The following is a 16,459-nucleotide window of genomic DNA, read 5'->3' as shown; positions in this document are numbered from 1 at the left end:
GGCGACCACCTTGCCGAAGAATCAACGCGAGTAGCGCAGGTGCGCCAAGGAACGCGGTGACTGTGCCAGTTTGCAGAGCAACTGGGGAAAGAGACTGCGGGCGACGAGGTCGGCGAGAATGAGAAACACTGCGCCGAGGCACATAGAAATGGGCAGCAGGCTGCGGTGATCGGGGCCGATGGCAAGGCGAATCAGGTGCGGGACGACCAATCCGACAAAGGAAATAACGCCAGTGACAGCGACGCCCGCTGCCGTGACTAAAGCAGCCAGGGCGAGTAGCAGTTGCCGGATCCAGACTGTGCGCATACCAGTGGCAGCGGCCTGTTCTTCGCCGAGGAGGAGCAGGTTGAGTTCGGGAATGAGCATCATCAAGATAACCGTGCCGACGGTAATGGGGCCGACTGCTAGCGCAATGTCCTGCCAATTGGCAGCAGTTAAATCGCCGTTGAGCCAGAACATGGCCTGTTGTGCGTCATCACTGTGTGGTGCGTTTGCGTTGGTGGCGGCGATGACTGCGCCGAGGAATGCGTTGAGTGCAATACCGACGAGCAACAGGGTGGCTCCGCTGCCGCCATTGAGACCGGCGACGATCTGGACAAATATGACAGCCAGCAACGCGCCTATGAACGCGCCTGCCGAGAGAACCCACGGCGCTTTCGCGGCCACGCCAGTGACGATGAGAATAACGGCTACCACTGCTGCACCGGAGGAGACACCGGTAACACCGGGTTCCGCCAGTGGATTGCGAAAGACTGCCTGCATGGTTGCGCCTGCGACAGCGAGCGAGGCGCCGACCAGTCCCGCAAGGAGGACGCGCGGTAGTCGAATGCTCCAGACAAGTGATTGCGTGGCAGGGGATATCTCTGGCAGAAGGTGGTTGAGAGCTGGGAGGTCGTCGGAAAGCGTATTGATGAGCGGAGTGAGCAGTGCGACGATGCCGTTGCTGAAACCGGTTCCCGCGGGGCCGATGGAGATCGCCAAGAGGATTGTGGCGGGGACGGCCAGGAAAAACAGAAAGCCGAAGAGCCGGGATCGAAGTTTTTGGTTTCGAGGACGCGGAAGAGAAGCTCTATCGACAATAGTTTTCACTTGGCTAATGATGGACAATGTGAAAATAATTGTCAATAAAGGCGCGTCAGCGGTCCTGTGGGATCTCCTAAGGACAGCAAAACCCCGCACCAGCTCCCCTGTGAAAGTGGGGTGCTAATGCGGGGTGAAAAGCTCTGTAGCTTACTTCTCGTCGCCCAGGCGCTCGTCTGCCATGTCGCGAGCCTTCTTGATCTGGTCGGCCTTGTCCTCGCCGAGCTTCTCCTTGCCCAGCTGCTCAGCCTTGTCCAGAACCTTATCGGTGTTCTCTTCGTTGCTCAGTGCTTCCTTGGCCTTGTCCATAAGTCCCATGGTGAAGTCTCCTTCCATTCGTAATGTCTACTCGCGTTTTTTCGTTTGTGACATAGAGTGTACCGATGAATTGGTGACCTTGCGACCGTATTGGCCCCACGGAGTGAAGTTGATATTCGACTAGCAACACCGTGACCGACAGTTATTGAGCTGTTTTGGTGCGGGCTTCATCTGCCTTGTGCATGACATCGCGCTCGTACTTGCCGACGAAAATCATGAGGACAAACGCTATAGCGACAACGCCAATGAGGGTCGCGAATGTAACATTCCAGCCTGCGAAGTCGATCAAGAGGCCGACACCAGTGGAGGCGAGTGTTGCGCCGAGAAGGTATCCAAACAATCCAGTGAAACCAGCTGCGGTTCCCGCAACATACTTAGGCGAGAGGTCGATGGCCTGCAGTCCGATAAGCATGATTGGACCGTAAATGAGTGCGCCGATCAGGGAGATGAGCACGTAGAACATCCACAATGGTGCCGTGGCGGGTAGCTGCCAATATGCGAAAATGGTGATGCCGGTGCCAATCAGGAAGAGCATGCCGGCGCCTGAGCGCCAACCCTTGAAGACCTTGTCGGAGACCCATCCGCACAGCAGGGTGCCAACAATTGCTGCGCCCTCGTAGAGCATGAATCCGATGATTCCGCCCGTGACGTTGGTCTTGTGCAATTCGTTTGTCAAGTAAATCGGAATCCAGTTAAGAACTCCGTAACGGAGTGCGTAGACGAATACATTGGCAAGTGCCAGCATGACGATAACCGGATTGGTAAGAACATGGTTCTTGACGATTGTGAACCAGGGTTCTTGTGCCTCGTCATTAGTTCCTTCGACTTTGTCCGGGTCGTTACGGTATTCCTCGACCGGAGGCAGGCCCATGGATTGCGGGTTATCTCGAATCAGCAGGAATGCGATGGCGGCAATCGCGAGCGCGACAATTGCCGGTAGCCAGAATGCGGGAGTCCAGTCGGCGTCGGAAGTGGCGAACGAATGCAAGCCCCAGGCTGCCAGAGCACCGCCGACGGCGGCGCCGACATTGTGGGCAGTGTTCCAGATCGACATCAAAGTGCCGCGCTCGGATGTCGAGAACCAGTGGACGACAACTCGTCCAGAGGGAGGCCAGCCCATGCCTTGGAACCAACCATTGATGAACATGACTGTCGCGAATATTGCAACAGAGGCGCTGATGGCTGGGACGAACGCAACAAAGAGGTTTACGACCGCGGACAGTGCTAGGCCAAGTGGGAGGAAGTACCTGGCATTGGCTCTGTCGGAGAGCATGGCCATGAAGAATTTGGATAGGCCGTAGGAGAACAGAACTGCATTGGCTACGATGCCGATTCCGGCTGCGCCAAGTAGGTCGTGCTTTTCCAGTACGGCGGACACCAGGGGGATGTTATTTCTGATGAGGTAGAAGCCCGCGTAGCCGATGAAGATGCCCATGAAGACGTTGAATCGCCAGGTCCGGTAGGTCGGGGCAATTTTTTCCTCGGGGAGGGGAGCTGCTGGGCCGGGTGCGCTGAGCCAGCCGAGCCTCTGACTGCTCATAATGACAGTCCTTTCGCTGAAGGCCGCCGTTGCCTCTAATGCAACCTGTGCGGATGCTTAGGGCAGCAGGCGGAGAGCTTTATCGTTTCAGCGTTGAGTTTACAGAGACTTCAGTCTCTATTAATGGGGCGTTAACCTCCCGGCCTTGGGGGTCTTTGAGGGGGGTTGGCGTAAAAGCAATTAATGCTTGTCACTGCCTAGAGAATGTCATTAATTGCCTCGGTGGGGCGCGCCATCCTTACCCCCTTATTGGTGACGACAAACGGGCGCCCAATCAGGCGTGGGTGTGTGACCATTGCGTCCAGCAGTTCCTCGTCGCTGGAGTCCTTAGAGAGTCCCAGTTCCTTGAACTCTGCTTCCTTAGTGCGCACGGCATCGATGACGTTCAGGCCGGCCGTCTCGATTAGCGAGCGCAGCTCGGTCTTGGTTGGAGGAGTGTCTAGGTACTTGATGATCTCCGGCTCGATTCCGGCCTCGCGTAGTACGGCGAGAGCTTGGCGGGACTTTGAGCAGCGGGGGTTGTGGTAAATCTTCGCTTCCATGTCTCCATCATGGCTGATGTTGTGGTGTGACGGTTGACGGAGCGGCGTAACTGTATGTGGTGAGACCTTGTTCATTATTTATCTTGAAGGGCCGTAAAGCCAACAACACTTAAGTTCAATAGGTTGAAAATAGTTGTCGTTAGGTTTACTCTCGCACGTGATAGATGAACGGCGAAGTGCGCCCCAACCGCCCCTAAGGTGACCAGATTTACTGAAGCGGCCGGTCAGCGTAGCCGTCGTAAAGCAATAACAAACAATCAAGAGCGGACACCAACATGACAATTTCCGGAAAGCTTTCGCGATCAGCTAAGTCCATGTGTGCGGGCCTTTCGATCTTGCTAGCGGGCGCTGGCCTTGCAGCGTGTGGCGATGGCAGTGAGGGAGCCAGCGGCGAGAACCCAATCAACGTCGTGGCTTCCACGACACAGATCTGTGATTACGTGAAGCAGCTGGACATCGATGAAGTTGATTTGACCTGTCTGTTGGCGCCGAATGCAACAGCACATGAGCTGGAAATGACCCATGAGCAGCTGACCAAGACTGGTAACGCCGATCTCTTGTTCGTCAACGGAGTCGATTTGGAGCACTTCCTGGACCAGGCGATTGAGTCCTCGGGCTTTTCCGGAACGATGGCAGTAACCAGTGGCGTTCTCACTGCAGGTGACGTAGATGCCATGAAGGCAGCCAAGGACACGGACAAAACCAAGCCGCTGCCACCAGAGAAGGCGAAGAATGGTAACTACACCATCGACCGAGGGGTGGAAAAGATTGATGTCGCCCCATGGCCATTCCCGCCGGAAGAACCCGGTGAGGAGGCGGAATTCCGCTTCGATCCGCATGTATGGACCTCGCCGAAGAACGCCAAGGTTCAGGTTGCCAATATCGGCTACGCACTGGAACAGGTCGCTGAGGAACGTGGCGACAATGAGCTGAAGTCCACCATCGCCGACCACGTTGCGGCCTACCAGGACAAGTTGAATCAGCTGGATGAGTGGGCAAATAAGTCCATCGCCACCGTGTCGGACCCTGTGCTGTTTACCAGCCACGATGCCTTTGGATACTTCTCCCACGAGTTCAATATCAACTTCATCGGTGCAGCGCTGTCTGATTTCAACGAGCAGCAGGATGCCACGGTCGCGCATATCGCCGAGGCGGCAAAGACCGTGAAGGACTCGGGTGCAACTGCGCTGTTTGCGGAGAACTCGAACAACTCGAAATCAATTGAGGCGATCGCTAAGGCCGCAGGTGTCAAGGCCATCGTTGGTGAGGACGCACTCTACGGCGACTCCCTTGGTCCGGCTGGCAGTGATGGCGAAACCTACATCGGTTCCATCATCCACAACGTCACTCAGGTTGTGACGGCATGGGACGGAACTGTCGCGCCGCTGCCAGAGGGCATCAAGTGAGCCGTAACCACTTAGCTAACCCCATGTCTGCCGAGCCCATAGTCACGCTCCGCGATGCCTCATTCGGCTACACGGCGGTACCCATCGTCAATCACATCACCGCCAATGTCGCGCCGGGTACCGGGCTTGCACTCATCGGCGCCAATGGCTCTGGAAAAACGACTGTGCTGCGCGGAATCCTGGGTGGGACTCGTATTCTCGCTGGTGAGATGCACAACAACGCGAAGATTGTGTCCTACGTCCCGCAGTCGGCAGACCTCGATCGCACTTTTCCGGTCACGGCTTTCGATGTCGTCGCCATGGGGGTGCTGCACGAACTGCGCCCCTTCCAACCGCTTGGACACCGCAAAGAACGCATCCACGCAGCGCTAGCCAAAGTCGGGCTTGCCGACCGCACCAGTGAACGTTTCGGCAACCTCTCCGGTGGTCAGCAGCAACGCGTTCTGTTGGCGCGTGCCATCGTCGCACGTCCGCAACTCGTGCTTCTCGACGAGCCGTTTAACGGCCTCGACGCTGAAAATCGGGCGATGCTGCTGAATCTCCTCAACGAACTGAAGGAAAATGGCACGGCAATTATCGCGGCCACCCATGATCTCGTGCTTGCCGAGGAAACCTGCGAAAACACATTAATCGTGGCGGAGCAGCCAGCTTTTGGTGCGACCTCGAAGTTGGTGCCAGCCTATGTGGACTGAGCTTGCGAATGAGCTTGGGGTAGCGCCTTTCATGTTCAGGCCACTAGTGCTGCTGATTGCCCTCGGGGCGGTCTCTGGCCTGGTCGGTGTCATCGTGAACCTGCGTGGCCTCGAGTTCAATGCGGAGGCCATGGTGCATTCTATTTTTCCCGGAATTGTGGCCGGTGCCGTATTCGGCGGCATCGACATGATTATCCCGGTGGCTGCAGCATTTGCGGTGGTAGTGGCAGTAGCACTGACCTTAGTATCGCGCTCGCACATGTCGGAAGCTGGAGTAGCAGTCGTACTGACCAGCTTCTTTTCCATCGGCGTGATTCTCTCGCTGAAGAAAGGTGACCAGTCAGGACAGCTGGAAGCGCTCATGTTCGGGCGACTGCTGGAAGTCACTGACTCCCGTCTCACCAGCGCCCTGATTGTCTGTGCCATCGCCTTGGTTCTTATCGCAGTGACCTGGCGCCAGCAGGTGTTTGTTGCCTTTGATCGCTTCGGTGCCAAAGCCGCAGGCGTCAATGTGTGGGGCGCCGACCTCACCATTAACGCGGCGATTGCTGCGGTCGTGGTGTCGTCGGCAAGCGCAGTGGGCGTGCTGCTGGTAGTCGGATATCTGGTCGTGCCGGGAGCGGCGGCGAGACTGCTGACTCGCCGAGTTCATGTGATGGTGCCGATCGCGATTGCAGTGGGCTGCCTCAGCGGAATCGTTGGTTTGGCACTGGTGCCTTTGGGGCCGGTGTCGCCTCAGGCAGTCGTCGCGCTGACCTCGGTGGGACTGTATTTCATGGCACTGGGGCTGCGCGTCGTGCTGGGAGGCGACCGTGTCTAGCATCCTGATTTTGCCAATTATCGAACTGATACTGGTAGGAGCCCTGGCTGGAGTAGTTGGGGTGCTCGCGGTGCTGGGAAAACAAGTGTTCTTCGCAGAAGCGATTACACATGCGACTTTTCCCGGCGCGGTTGTGGGCGTTGTTATTGCGGCAGCGCTCGGCCTGAGCCACTCGTGGATTTCGGTGTTCCTCTTTATCGGAGCATTTCTGATGTGTATTCCGATTGGGGCGCTGTTCGGTCTGTCAAAGGTGGGAACGACGTCCTCGGCGGCGGGAATTGTGCTGACATTTGGGTTCGCACTGGGCTACTTCCTGAACAAGTGGTTCGCCCCGTTGCCGGTGAAGGTAGAGAGTTTCCTGGTCGGCAGCGTACTCAACGTGAACAAGATTGATATTGCGCTGTCCGGTGGCCTCTTGCTGCTGGTGGCGTTGGTGCTGGTGGCTCGGTGGCGGCAGCTGATTTACTTCACCTTCGACCCGGAGTCTTTCGGAGTCGCGCATTCGAGGAGAAAAGCACAGCTGGTCATCAGCGGGCTCATCGTTCTGACTCTGGTGGCGCTGATTCCGGCTGTCGGCACGATTCTATCCATCGCGCTGCTAGCTGCCCCGGCAGCTGCGCTCGTTGGGGTAGTGAACGATACCCGTTTGCTATTCGTGTTGGCGCCATTGATGGGTATCGCGATTGGCCTGGTGGGGCTATTCATTGCGGTGGCGGCGAATCTGTCAGTTGGTGGCTGCATTGGTGTATGCGCCGGCTGTTTCTATGTCCCCCTCAAGATTGCGTCAACACGCAATAGCGCTAGAGTTTGAAGAATGCACGTGGAGGATTTACCAGCAAAGACCCAGGACTACCTCAAGGTCATTTGGGATTTGCACGAGCGCACCGGTGAAAAAGTGGCACTTGGCGACGTCGCTGAGCGGATGGGCGAAAAGAAGCCCACCGCCAGCGAGGCTGTAAAGAAGCTAGCTGCACGTGGCCTTGTCAACCACGAGCCGTATCGGGGCATTAGCCTGTCGGACCGTGGGCGAGACATTGCGCTAATCATGGTGCGTCGCCACCGGTTGATTGAAAGCTTCTTGGTCTCGACTCTGGGATACACCTGGGATGAGGTTCACGAGGAAGCCGAAAAGCTTGAACATGCGGTCTCGGATGATTTCATTAGTCGCATTGATGCAATGCTGGGATTCCCTGAGCGCGATCCGCATGGCGATCCAATTCCCAGCGCAAGCGGTACCATCGCCAGCGCAGTGCGCACCGACCTGACGGATATCGAAGCCGGCGCGATGGTGGTAGTCGATCGCATTAATGACTCCGACCCTGAACTACTGCGCTATTTGGCGACATCAGGGGTAGGACCGGGGACTGTGCTCCGAGCCGAAGCCGCACCATATGCAGGCATGCATGTCTTTGCCATCCTCGATGAGGTGGACGATACCGAGCCAAAGAAAATTCATGTGGCAGACTCGGCACTATGGGCAATCAAGGCGACTCCAACAACGAACTGACGAGGGCCGCAGCGCGCTCTTACTATAAGGTGTCGCGGAATCTCACTGGGCCAACTAAAGTGCCACCCGCACCGTCAGTTTCGTTCGACAGCGTGAAGAGTGCTCGTCGACAGGCATATGCCAGTGTCGAGAGCGTTGATGTGCCACTCAATGCCATCGCTATCTCGCCTGCTGAGCAGCAGGAACACATGGCTAATCTCGAACGCCGCTTGAATGCCTCGACCAAAGATATGCGGGCACTGCTGGACTACGAAGAGCAGCGCATTGCGGTCACTAGCACCGTCAAAGAGGCAATCGTCTATACGTTGCTGGCAATACTCCTTTTGGCAGCAGCCATCGGACTTGGCTACGCCAGCCACCTGGGGGCCGATGCGATTTTGAATGCTGCGGCGGAGGTGACGCCGCGATGAGTAAACGCTCAGGCTCCGACAACGGGTGCGCGACGGTCATTGTCGTATTTTTCTTCTTCGGCCTGATTGTTCAGCTCTTCGGTGTCACGCTGTGGATTCTGCAATATGCATTGCCAGTTGCGGGCTTGGTGCTTGCGATTCTCATTGCATACCAGGCGTGGGTCGGTGTGCGCCGCAGCGCTGAGGCGCACGAGCTCGCCGAGCGTAATCACGCTGAGCTACAGCAGATTGCCATGGACACCGAGTACCAGCTCACCGCAATCCTCTCTGCCTGGGACAACGTGAACACCACAATGGGGGTCGGCACCATCTACAAAGATGTATTTGCCTCCGGAGAGGCTACGCCGGAGCTCATCGAACTACGCGGTGAGCTCTCTCGAGCTCGAAAGCTAAACAACCGACTGCGCGAGCAGCGCGAAACTATGACTAACCGGGAGCTGGTGGAAGCCATCTCTGATGCCGACGAGCTCTGGTGCTCGCTGACGAAGACGTATCAGAACGCTCGTCGCGAGCTGTAGTAACGCACTTGAATTAGTCGACGGTCATCACAACCTTGCCGTCAGCGTGTCCGTCTTCCAATACCCGGTGGACCTCCGCGACCTCGGTGAGATTTTTAGTCAGGCCGATAGGAAGCGAAATCTCACCGGCAACCACGCGGTCGGCCAGGTCTGCATAAATAGTCGTGTCATTCGAAATAGCCGGGATGTGTGCCTCAATGCCGCGTTCCTTCGCCGGTGTTAAATCGGCCAGCGAAGGCAGCGCCACAATCCGACCATCCGATGCCAACACATCCAGCGAGGGGAGGAAAGTATCGAAATACACGCCGTCAAGGACAACGTCCACGCCCTCGGGGAACTGCTGGCGCACAGCCTTGAATACATCTTCCGCTGTGTAATCAATGTGCTGCGCGCCAAAGCCCACTAGTTTTTCATGATGGCGTGACGACGCACTGGCCAACACAGTTGCGCCACGGGCGACCGCCAGCTGCGTCATCAGCTGGCCAACACCGCCACCGGCACCATGAATTAGTACGGTGTCACCGCTTTTTACCTTTGCAAGCTGCTCGACAGCCACGGTCGCCGTGATTCCCACTAGGGCAAGGCCCGCAGCGGTAACGTCGTCAAGCGAATCGGGCGTTCGGACCACACCGTCGGCGGGGAAGACGTTGTGCGTTGCGTAGGTGCCGCGGAAGTCGTCGAAGCTGCGCATGCCGAAGACACGGTCGCCGGGGGCGAAGCTGTCCACACCTTCGCCGACGGCAACGACTTCGCCAGCGGCTTCACGTCCGAGCACCGCGGGAGGGGTGAACTTTGCGCACAGGCCGGAAGATCCATCGCGCATCTTGTAGTCCAGCGGGTTTGCGCCGATGGCTGTGGTTTTGACCAGGATTTCACCGGGGCCGGGCTCTGCAGGCTCGATAGGTGTCCTGGTGAAAATGTCAGCGGGGCCGAACTCCGTAATGGTCATTGCGTATGCGTTGCCTGAATTTGCTGCCATGTCCATCACTGTAGTCCTAGCTGCTAATTATGAACGGGTGGCAGGTGGGAGGGCAGCGGTGACGGCGTCGAAGGACTCGTTGAGGTAGGCGCTGAGGAGGTCGGCGGCGTGGTGCGGGGTGTCTTCGATGAGAACCTTGGCGATACTGATGTGGCGATCGGCGTATCGGGCATGGAGTTCGATGCTTTGGGGGTAGGAGAGGAAGCAAAGACGGAGTTGGGCCTGAATGGATTCGGCGGTTGCTAACAGGTCGGGAGACCCGGAAGCCCTGACGATGGCGAGGTGAAAGGCATTATTCCGTTCGGGAAGGTTCAATGATGACTGCGAACCACAAAGAGAAAGAATCTCTTTGCCGAGGAGCTTTGCTTGGCTCTTGCTTAGCGACCGCAGTGTTCCGCATTCGGCGACATGGCGAAAAGCATACAGTTCGCGGATGCGTTCTTTGTCGAAGGAGGCGATAAAAACGCCGTGATGAGGGATGTGAGTGAGTAGCCCCTCAGATTCCAGCTTCCGGTACGCCTGTCGGATGGTGTTGCGACTGACCTGTAGTCGCGCAGCAAGTTGGGTTTCACGGAGCTGCTCGCCGCTGTAGTGCTTTCCGGCGAGAATCTCTCGGCGCAGGACAGTTGCGGTGGCATCCGCTACTGAAACGTCATGTTGTTTTTCCCCAGAGGACGTGTGGGTCTGATCGTCGAGGATGTTTCCGGGGGTAGTCATGTAATACAGACTACTAAAGCACTTTTGTGTGGCGGCCATCACCAATTAACATACGAGACATTGTTCAACAATCTCGGTGCAGACGATCTTCAACGTAGGAATCCTTCAACGTGGGGATTGTCAGATTTGTAGGGAAAGGCCTTACGCTATGGACGCTTCAACATCTGCCCACAAGGCGCGTCGAACGGCACTCCTCGGCGCTGTATTCCTGATGGCGACCAGTGCTATCGGGCCAGGCTTCCTCACCCAGACCGCAACCTTTACGGCCAAGCTTGGCGCGGCTTTCGCCTTTGCCATTTTGGTCTCGGTGCTTCTTGATATCGCGATTCAGCTCAACGTGTGGCGAGTAATCGCCGTCTCTGGACGCCGCGCACAGGAGCTCGGCAACGCCGTGATTCCGGGGTTGGGCTGGCTTATGTCAATTCTCATTGTCATCGGTGGTGTGGTCTTCAATATTGGCAACGTCGGCGGAGCTGGACTTGGCGCGAACGCGATGTTGGGCGTGGACGCAAAGATTGGCGGCATTGTTACTGCAATCCTCGCCATTGGCTTCTTTCTCTCCCGACGGGCGGGTATGGCGCTGGACAAGGCACTCGTCGTGCTTGGTGTAGTGATGATTCTGGTCACTGCAATTGTGGCGTTCAGTTCTAACCCACCAGTAGGAGAAGCACTGAAGAACACGGTCATGCCCGACACGATTGACTTGCTGGCAATCATCACGCTGGTCGGTGGCACTGTAGGCGGTTACATTACTTACGCTGGCGCTCACCGCATGCTTGACGCTGGCGCCAGCGGTGTGGAGCCCCTCGCGCAGACCACTCGCTCATCTGTTACGAGCATCATTGTCACGGCTATCATGCGTTTCCTACTTTTCCTAGCTGTCTTGGGAGTGGTCGCGGGTGGCGTGGTCCTCAATACGGATGGAAACCCCGCTGCAGAGGCATTCCAAGCTGCGGCAGGCGATTGGGGTATGCGATTCTTTGGCGTTGTCCTGTGGGCTGCGGGAATCTCGTCGATTGTGGGTGCCAGCTACACCTCGGCAACGTTTCTGACTCGTTCCTCGGGTGCTGGAGCCAAGACTCAAAACACGATCACCATTGTCCTAATTGCAATTTCCACGCTGCTCTTCGGTGTCATCGGTACGGCTCCAGCGACGCTGTTGGTTTTCGCCGGAGCCTTCAACGGTTTGGTTCTACCAATTGGTGTTACTGTGCTGATTTACATCGCGCTGTTCCGTGCGGACCTCATGAATGGCTACAAGTACCCGAAGTGGTTAGCGGCTATCGGAATCGTGGGTGTCGCAGTCGCTTGGTTCTTGGCGTGGCGCTCGTTCGGCGGCGTGTTTGAAATGCTCGGCTAATCGGCCGGTTTTTCGTACAGCTCAGATGAGGACCAACATATCAACGGTACAAAGACCAGCATTACTACCTGGAAGGGGCGGCGACGTTTATGGGCGCCATTATCGATCTCAACTCTGATCTCGGGGAAGCTTTCGGCTCATGGAAGATGGGGGATGACATCGCTCTACTGGACATTGTGACCAGTGCGAATGTTGCTTGCGGGTATCACGCGGGTGACGCTAGCGTCATGATGGAGACCTGTGAGGCAGCTGCCGCGCGCGGAATTCGCATCGGCGCACACGTCGCCTACCGCGATCTCGCCGGATTCGGACGACGTCGCATGGACTACTCACATCGAGAATTGCGAGCCGAAACTGTATACCAGATTGGTGCCCTATCGGCATGTGCACGGGCGGTGGGTACCGAAGTTTCCTACGTCAAACCCCACGGTGCCCTCTATAACCGCATCGCAGTGGACGAAAATCAGGCCACTGCAGTGGTGGAGGCGCTCCTGCTCGCTCGCTCCACCTGCGGAGATGGGCTTGCCATTATGGCGCAGCCGGGGTCGGTCATCGAACGGCTCAGCCTCGATGCGGACCTCCCTGTGATTCGGGAAGCTTTTGCTGACCGCGCATACAACTCCGACGGAACGCTAGTTTCCCGAGCGCTCGCGGGCTCGGTCATTGCAGACCCCGATGCCGCCGTCAAACGTGTCATTGCAATGGCCAGTGGGGAACCAATCGCCGCTTACGACGGTTCACTGTTGACCGTGCAGGCTAACTCTATTTGTTTGCACGGAGACACCCCTGGCGCGGTCGAACTGTCCCGTAGGATTCGCCAAGGTCTCGTCGACGCGGGAGTTACCGTCGCTGCCCACGTATAGCGCGGACTCGTACACCGGTCTTATCGACCGCAGTTTTTCAACCTCGCAAGAAAGAAAGGATCAGCACCGCCATGGCCGAGATTCGCCCTATGGGAACAAATGCGCTGCTTATCGACTATTCATCATCGGCCAATCCGTTGGCGAAGGTACTTCGTGCACACTCTGCGGCGGCTGAGATCGAGGGACTCGTTGACAGGGTACCCGCAGCCCAAACGCTCCTACTTCGCTTTCGCGGGCCGGCTCGTCGATACCTCAGCGCAGTCGAAACCGCGCTGCAGGGCAACAATACGCAGAGGCACACCGTCGACAAGCGAAAGACAGTGACGATTCCCGTTCACTATGACGGCGCGGACCTTGAATCCTTGGCACAAAGCCTTGGGATGAGCCCCCAAGCGTTAATTGATTGGCACTGCGAGCGCCCTTGGACGGCCGCGTTCGGTGGATTTGCGCCGGGCTTTTATTACATGGTGCGGGGGAGCGGTCAGGGATGGCCAGAGCCGCTTGATATTCCCCGCCTTGCGACGCCGCGCACCCGAGTTCCCAAGGGCTCTGTCGGACTTGCAGGCCAATTCGCAGGTGTGTATCCCATCGATTCGCCCGGTGGCTGGCAACTCTTGGGGCATACAGATGTGGAGATGTGGGACTTAAATCGGCTCAATCCGGCGCTGCTTGAGCCCGGGGCTGAGGTTCAATTTGAGGCGACTTCTACGGCGAGTGCGGCGTAGAAAAAGGGTGCGGAAGAGATGAAGAATTCTATCGAGATTATTCGACCCGGTATTTTGACGACTATTCAGGATTGGGGCCGTGCTGGGCAAGGGAGCTTGGGGGTGAGTACCTCCGGTGCGTTCGACCGCGAGTCCGCGGCAGCTGCTAACCGGATGGTTGTCAACGAAGAAAACCTCGCTGTGCTCGAATGCGTCGTCGGCGGGTTGGAGTTCCAAGTAGCGGAGGGGGCAATTATCTCCTTTGCAGGAGCCCACGGTGAGGTGACCGTCGAGCAGGATGGCAAGGTCATCAAAACCTCGATGAATAGCCGAATTGTGGTCGGGGCGAAGGCGATTGTGAGGCTTGGTACCTTCGATGCGGGTCTTCGTGGATACGTCGCGATTCGAGGGGGCATCGATGTCGCGGAAGTGTTGGGGTCGCGGTCATACGATACGCTTGGCAAGCTCGGTCCAGCGCCTTTGCAGGCTGGTCAGGTCTTGCCCGTCGGCGCCCCGGCGAATTCGACGGGTTCGTCAATCGCAATTTATCCCGCTCCTCATTGGTCGAGCGAGGCTGCCCGTCTTGATGTTGTTCCTGGGCCTCGGGCGGACTGGTTTACGTCGGAAAGTGTCAGTGATTTCTTTCACGAGACATGGACCGTGACGCAAGAGGCCAACCGCGTCGGACTTCGGCTGAGTGGGACTACTCTTGAGCGCCAGGTCACCCATGAGTTGGCCAGCGAGGGAATGGTTCCCGGTGCGATACAAGTGCCCGCATCGGGGCAGCCGATTATTTTCGGTCCTGATCATCCGGCGACGGGTGGATATCCGGTCATTGGTGTGCTGACGGAGCCGTCATTGTCGAGAGCTGGGCAATTGGTGCCCGGCGCGAAGGTAAAATTCCGCCGGGTGCGGGCGGCATAGGTCTGCGGCGTCATCCTGCGCGATGGTGCGCCACAAAGTCTGCCAGCTGTCAGAGTCGCACAGCACTTCGCAGTAAAATCAGCCACCATGATTGAGAGAGCTTCTTTTCCGACCTCAGTGCGACCGATGCGTATGCCATCTCGGCGCTGCGTACCGACGTGTTCTATCTTGAGCAGTCCTGTGAGGAGCCGGAAATGGATTGGCGCGACCTGGAAGATACCGCAGAGCACTATTTCATCCGCGACGACAACGACTCCCGCAAGATTATCGCGTACTTGCGTGTAATTGACACGCTCGATGAGTACTCGTCGAGCTACCCGCGCACCATCGGCCGAGTTGTCGTCGATGCTGCGAGCCGGGGTAGGGGGTTGTCCTCGAAACTGCTGCAGCAGGTCATCGCTGACCACCCGGATACGGGGCTGATTCTTCATGCCCAGACGCAGGCGAAGGCTGTGTACGCAAAAGCCGGCTTCCATGAGGTCGGGGAGACCTTCATGGAAGCCGGCATTGAGCACATCACCATGGTTCGTGATGCAGCCCGTGGCGAAGCCTAGGAACTAATCGCCTAGGCTCCGGTTTGTACGGCGTTGCTTACTTCGGGTTTAAGCGGTGACCTTCGAATCCGCCAGGATGCGATTCAGGGAGTCGATGCTCGCCTTCGCATCGCCGATAAGCATGTCGGTGTTTTCGTTGAAGAACAGCGGGTTCTGCACGCCCGAGTAGCCCGAACCCATCGACCGCTTGAGAACAATCACGCGCTCAGATTCCCACACCTTCAGTACCGGCATACCCGCAATCGGGGAGCCCGGCTGCTCTGCCATCGGGTTGACGGTGTCATTTGCACCGATGACCAGGGTGACATCCACATCAGCGAAGTCATCGTTGACCTCGTCCAGCTCCAGCACGATGTCGTAGGGAACCTTGGCCTCTGCCAACAGCACGTTCATGTGACCCGGCAGGCGGCCAGCGACTGGGTGGATACCGAAGACCACTTCCTTACCGTCGGCACGCAAATTGCGTACCAGATCGGCGACGGCGTACTGAGCCTGTGCCACAGCCATACCGTAGCCCGGAGCAATGAGAATCTTGTCCGCGTTGCGCAGGATTTCTGCAGTGTCCTCGTGGTTGACCTCAGTGTGGGAGCCTTCCACAGCGCTTGCCGACGAAGCCTCGGAGCCAAAGCCACCCAGAATAACGTTTGCAAAGGAGCGGTTCATGGCCTCACACATGATGTACGACAGGTAGGCGCCGGAGGAACCAACCAGCGCACCGGTGATGATGAGCAGCGGGTTGCCAAGCATGAGGCCGGTGAAAGCAGCGGCCCAACCGGAGTACGAGTTCATGATGGACACGACAACCGGCATGTCGCCGCCACCGATGGCGATGACCAAGTGCCAGCCCAAAAACAGGCCCAAAGCAGTCACAGCAACCATGCATGCCCATGCGATGGCGCCGCCCTCGGTGCCGGTTGCGATGAAGACAGCCAGGAGAACCAGAGTGACCACCAGAATGGCAATGTTCAGAGCATTGCGGCCCGGCAGTAGCAGCGGCGAGCCCTTGATCTTCTCAGACAGCTTCAGGCCAGCGACGATGGAACCAGTGAAGGTCACAGCGCCGATGAAGACGCCAATGTAGACCTCGCCGAAGTGGAACTTCAGGGCATCGGTGTCAACATCTTCGGCGAAGATGTACGAGTTGAAGCCGATGAAGATAGCGCCGAGTCCAACCAGACCGTTGAACAGTGCAATCAGCTGCGGCATACCGGTCATGGCAACGCTGCGTGCGCGGGTGATACCGATGACACCACCGATGCCGATAGCGACAGCGATGAGAATCAGGGTAATCAGCGGGGAGAAGTGAGTATCCGGCTTGGTGTCAGCGGTGACGAGTGCCTGAAAGATGGCAATGACAACGGCGACAGCCATGCCGGCAATACCGAAGGCGTTTCCGCGGCGAGCGGTCTCCGGCTTAGACAGGCCCGAGAGGGCAGAGAGGAACAGGACAGCGGCGACAATGTAGCCGACGTTGGACAGGCGGTAGGTCCAGTCCAGAAGCGAAGCAGTATCAATGCTAGCCATT

At 57.5% G+C, this 16,459-nt stretch carries 19 protein-coding genes; 12 read left to right on the top strand and 7 right to left on the bottom strand.

All coding sequences use genetic code 11. From position 1 onward, the window contains the following. Positions 1-21 precede the first annotated feature (21 nt). The 4 genes from HMPREF3011_RS07300 to arsC all read right to left on the bottom strand — a co-directional run bounded on the left by HMPREF3011_RS07300 (position 22) and on the right by arsC (position 3,480). On the bottom strand, positions 22-981 hold the full coding sequence (locus tag HMPREF3011_RS07300; protein ID WP_246821464.1) for a FecCD family ABC transporter permease: 960 nt from the start codon (positions 979-981) through the stop codon (positions 22-24). Positions 982-1,230: 249 nt separating this feature from the next. Beyond that, positions 1,231-1,398 (bottom strand): antitoxin, encoded by a 168-nt coding sequence (locus HMPREF3011_RS07295; RefSeq protein WP_080969535.1) that lies wholly within the window; start codon positions 1,396-1,398, stop codon positions 1,231-1,233. Positions 1,399-1,540: 142 nt separating this feature from the next. Next, positions 1,541-2,938, bottom strand: a complete 1,398-nt coding sequence (locus HMPREF3011_RS07290) for an MFS transporter (RefSeq protein WP_070841340.1) — start codon at positions 2,936-2,938, stop codon at positions 1,541-1,543. 197 nt (positions 2,939-3,135) lie between these two features. Further along, positions 3,136-3,480, bottom strand: a complete 345-nt coding sequence (arsC, locus tag HMPREF3011_RS07285) for an arsenate reductase (glutaredoxin) (protein WP_070841339.1) — start codon at positions 3,478-3,480, stop codon at positions 3,136-3,138. Between the two features lie 275 nt (positions 3,481-3,755). On the opposite strand from arsC, the gene HMPREF3011_RS07280 reads away from it, so the two are divergent. From HMPREF3011_RS07280 to HMPREF3011_RS07250, 7 genes are read left to right on the top strand one after another with little or no spacing between them, the layout of a single operon-like run. Continuing rightward, positions 3,756-4,886 carry a metal ABC transporter substrate-binding protein gene (locus HMPREF3011_RS07280; RefSeq protein ID WP_038628201.1) on the top strand — a complete coding sequence of 377 codons (1,131 nt, stop codon included), beginning with the start codon at positions 3,756-3,758 and terminating at the stop codon, positions 4,884-4,886. Positions 4,887-4,909: 23 nt separating this feature from the next. Then, on the top strand, positions 4,910-5,578 hold the full coding sequence (locus HMPREF3011_RS07275) for a metal ABC transporter ATP-binding protein (RefSeq protein ID WP_038628204.1): 669 nt from the start codon (positions 4,910-4,912) through the stop codon (positions 5,576-5,578). After that, on the top strand, positions 5,568-6,398 hold the full coding sequence (locus HMPREF3011_RS07270; RefSeq protein WP_038628208.1) for a metal ABC transporter permease: 831 nt from the start codon (positions 5,568-5,570) through the stop codon (positions 6,396-6,398). Before HMPREF3011_RS07275 ends, HMPREF3011_RS07270 begins: the two co-directional genes overlap by 11 nt. Further along, on the top strand, positions 6,391-7,209 hold the full coding sequence (locus HMPREF3011_RS07265; protein WP_038628210.1) for a metal ABC transporter permease: 819 nt from the start codon (positions 6,391-6,393) through the stop codon (positions 7,207-7,209). Before HMPREF3011_RS07270 ends, HMPREF3011_RS07265 begins: the two co-directional genes overlap by 8 nt. A 3-nt stretch (positions 7,210-7,212) precedes the next feature. Beyond that, positions 7,213-7,905 (top strand): metal-dependent transcriptional regulator, encoded by a 693-nt coding sequence (locus HMPREF3011_RS07260; RefSeq protein WP_038628213.1) that lies wholly within the window; start codon positions 7,213-7,215, stop codon positions 7,903-7,905. Beyond that, complete coding sequence (locus HMPREF3011_RS07255) at positions 7,872-8,315, top strand: hypothetical protein (RefSeq protein ID WP_168163124.1); 444 nt, start codon at positions 7,872-7,874, stop codon at positions 8,313-8,315. Before HMPREF3011_RS07260 ends, HMPREF3011_RS07255 begins: the two co-directional genes overlap by 34 nt. Beyond that, positions 8,312-8,833 carry a hypothetical protein gene (locus HMPREF3011_RS07250; RefSeq protein ID WP_038628219.1) on the top strand — a complete coding sequence of 174 codons (522 nt, stop codon included), beginning with the start codon at positions 8,312-8,314 and terminating at the stop codon, positions 8,831-8,833. The genes HMPREF3011_RS07255 and HMPREF3011_RS07250 overlap by 4 nt, the downstream gene beginning before the upstream one ends. Before the next feature lie 13 nt (positions 8,834-8,846). Here HMPREF3011_RS07250 and HMPREF3011_RS07245 read toward each other — a convergent pair whose 3' ends face one another. After that, positions 8,847-9,812, bottom strand: coding sequence for a quinone oxidoreductase family protein (locus tag HMPREF3011_RS07245; protein WP_235191238.1), 966 nt, complete (start codon positions 9,810-9,812; stop codon positions 8,847-8,849). Positions 9,813-9,839: 27 nt separating this feature from the next. Then, on the bottom strand, positions 9,840-10,529 hold the full coding sequence (locus HMPREF3011_RS07240) for a GntR family transcriptional regulator (protein WP_038628232.1): 690 nt from the start codon (positions 10,527-10,529) through the stop codon (positions 9,840-9,842). Between the two features lie 148 nt (positions 10,530-10,677). Here HMPREF3011_RS07240 and HMPREF3011_RS07235 point away from each other — a divergent pair, with 148 nt between their 5' ends. The 5 genes from HMPREF3011_RS07235 (at position 10,678) to HMPREF3011_RS07215 (ending at position 14,934) form a co-directional block, all read left to right on the top strand. Continuing rightward, a complete protein-coding gene (locus HMPREF3011_RS07235; RefSeq protein WP_070841338.1) occupies positions 10,678-11,889 on the top strand; it encodes an NRAMP family divalent metal transporter in 1,212 nt (403 codons plus the stop codon). A gap of 89 nt (positions 11,890-11,978) precedes the next feature. Then, a complete protein-coding gene (locus HMPREF3011_RS07230; RefSeq protein ID WP_038628238.1) occupies positions 11,979-12,752 on the top strand; it encodes a LamB/YcsF family protein in 774 nt (257 codons plus the stop codon). A 71-nt stretch (positions 12,753-12,823) separates the two neighbouring features. Then, the gene (locus tag HMPREF3011_RS07225) at positions 12,824-13,477 is read left to right on the top strand and encodes a 5-oxoprolinase subunit B family protein (RefSeq protein ID WP_038628241.1); all 654 of its coding nucleotides are present in this window, start codon (positions 12,824-12,826) and stop codon (positions 13,475-13,477) included. Between the two features lie 18 nt (positions 13,478-13,495). Further along, entirely contained in the window at positions 13,496-14,380 is an 885-nt protein-coding gene (locus HMPREF3011_RS07220; RefSeq protein WP_070841337.1) for a 5-oxoprolinase subunit C family protein, read from the top strand. Positions 14,381-14,574: 194 nt separating this feature from the next. Then, positions 14,575-14,934: a GNAT family N-acetyltransferase gene (locus HMPREF3011_RS07215; protein WP_246821462.1), complete on the top strand. Its 360-nt coding sequence runs from the start codon at positions 14,575-14,577 to the stop codon at positions 14,932-14,934. Positions 14,935-14,982: 48 nt separating this feature from the next. Here the strand turns inward: HMPREF3011_RS07215 and HMPREF3011_RS07210 are convergent, their stop codons facing one another. Further along, positions 14,983-16,458 carry an NAD(P)(+) transhydrogenase (Re/Si-specific) subunit beta gene (locus tag HMPREF3011_RS07210; protein WP_038628251.1) on the bottom strand — a complete coding sequence of 492 codons (1,476 nt, stop codon included), beginning with the start codon at positions 16,456-16,458 and terminating at the stop codon, positions 14,983-14,985. Position 16,459 lies beyond the last annotated feature (1 nt).

It is taken from the genome of Corynebacterium sp. HMSC074C04 (assembly GCF_001838295.1).
Classification (GTDB): Bacteria; Actinomycetota; Actinomycetes; order Mycobacteriales; family Mycobacteriaceae; genus Corynebacterium; species Corynebacterium amycolatum.
Note: the sequence above shows the minus strand (reverse complement) of the source record. Positions and strands in the feature narration are given on the sequence as shown.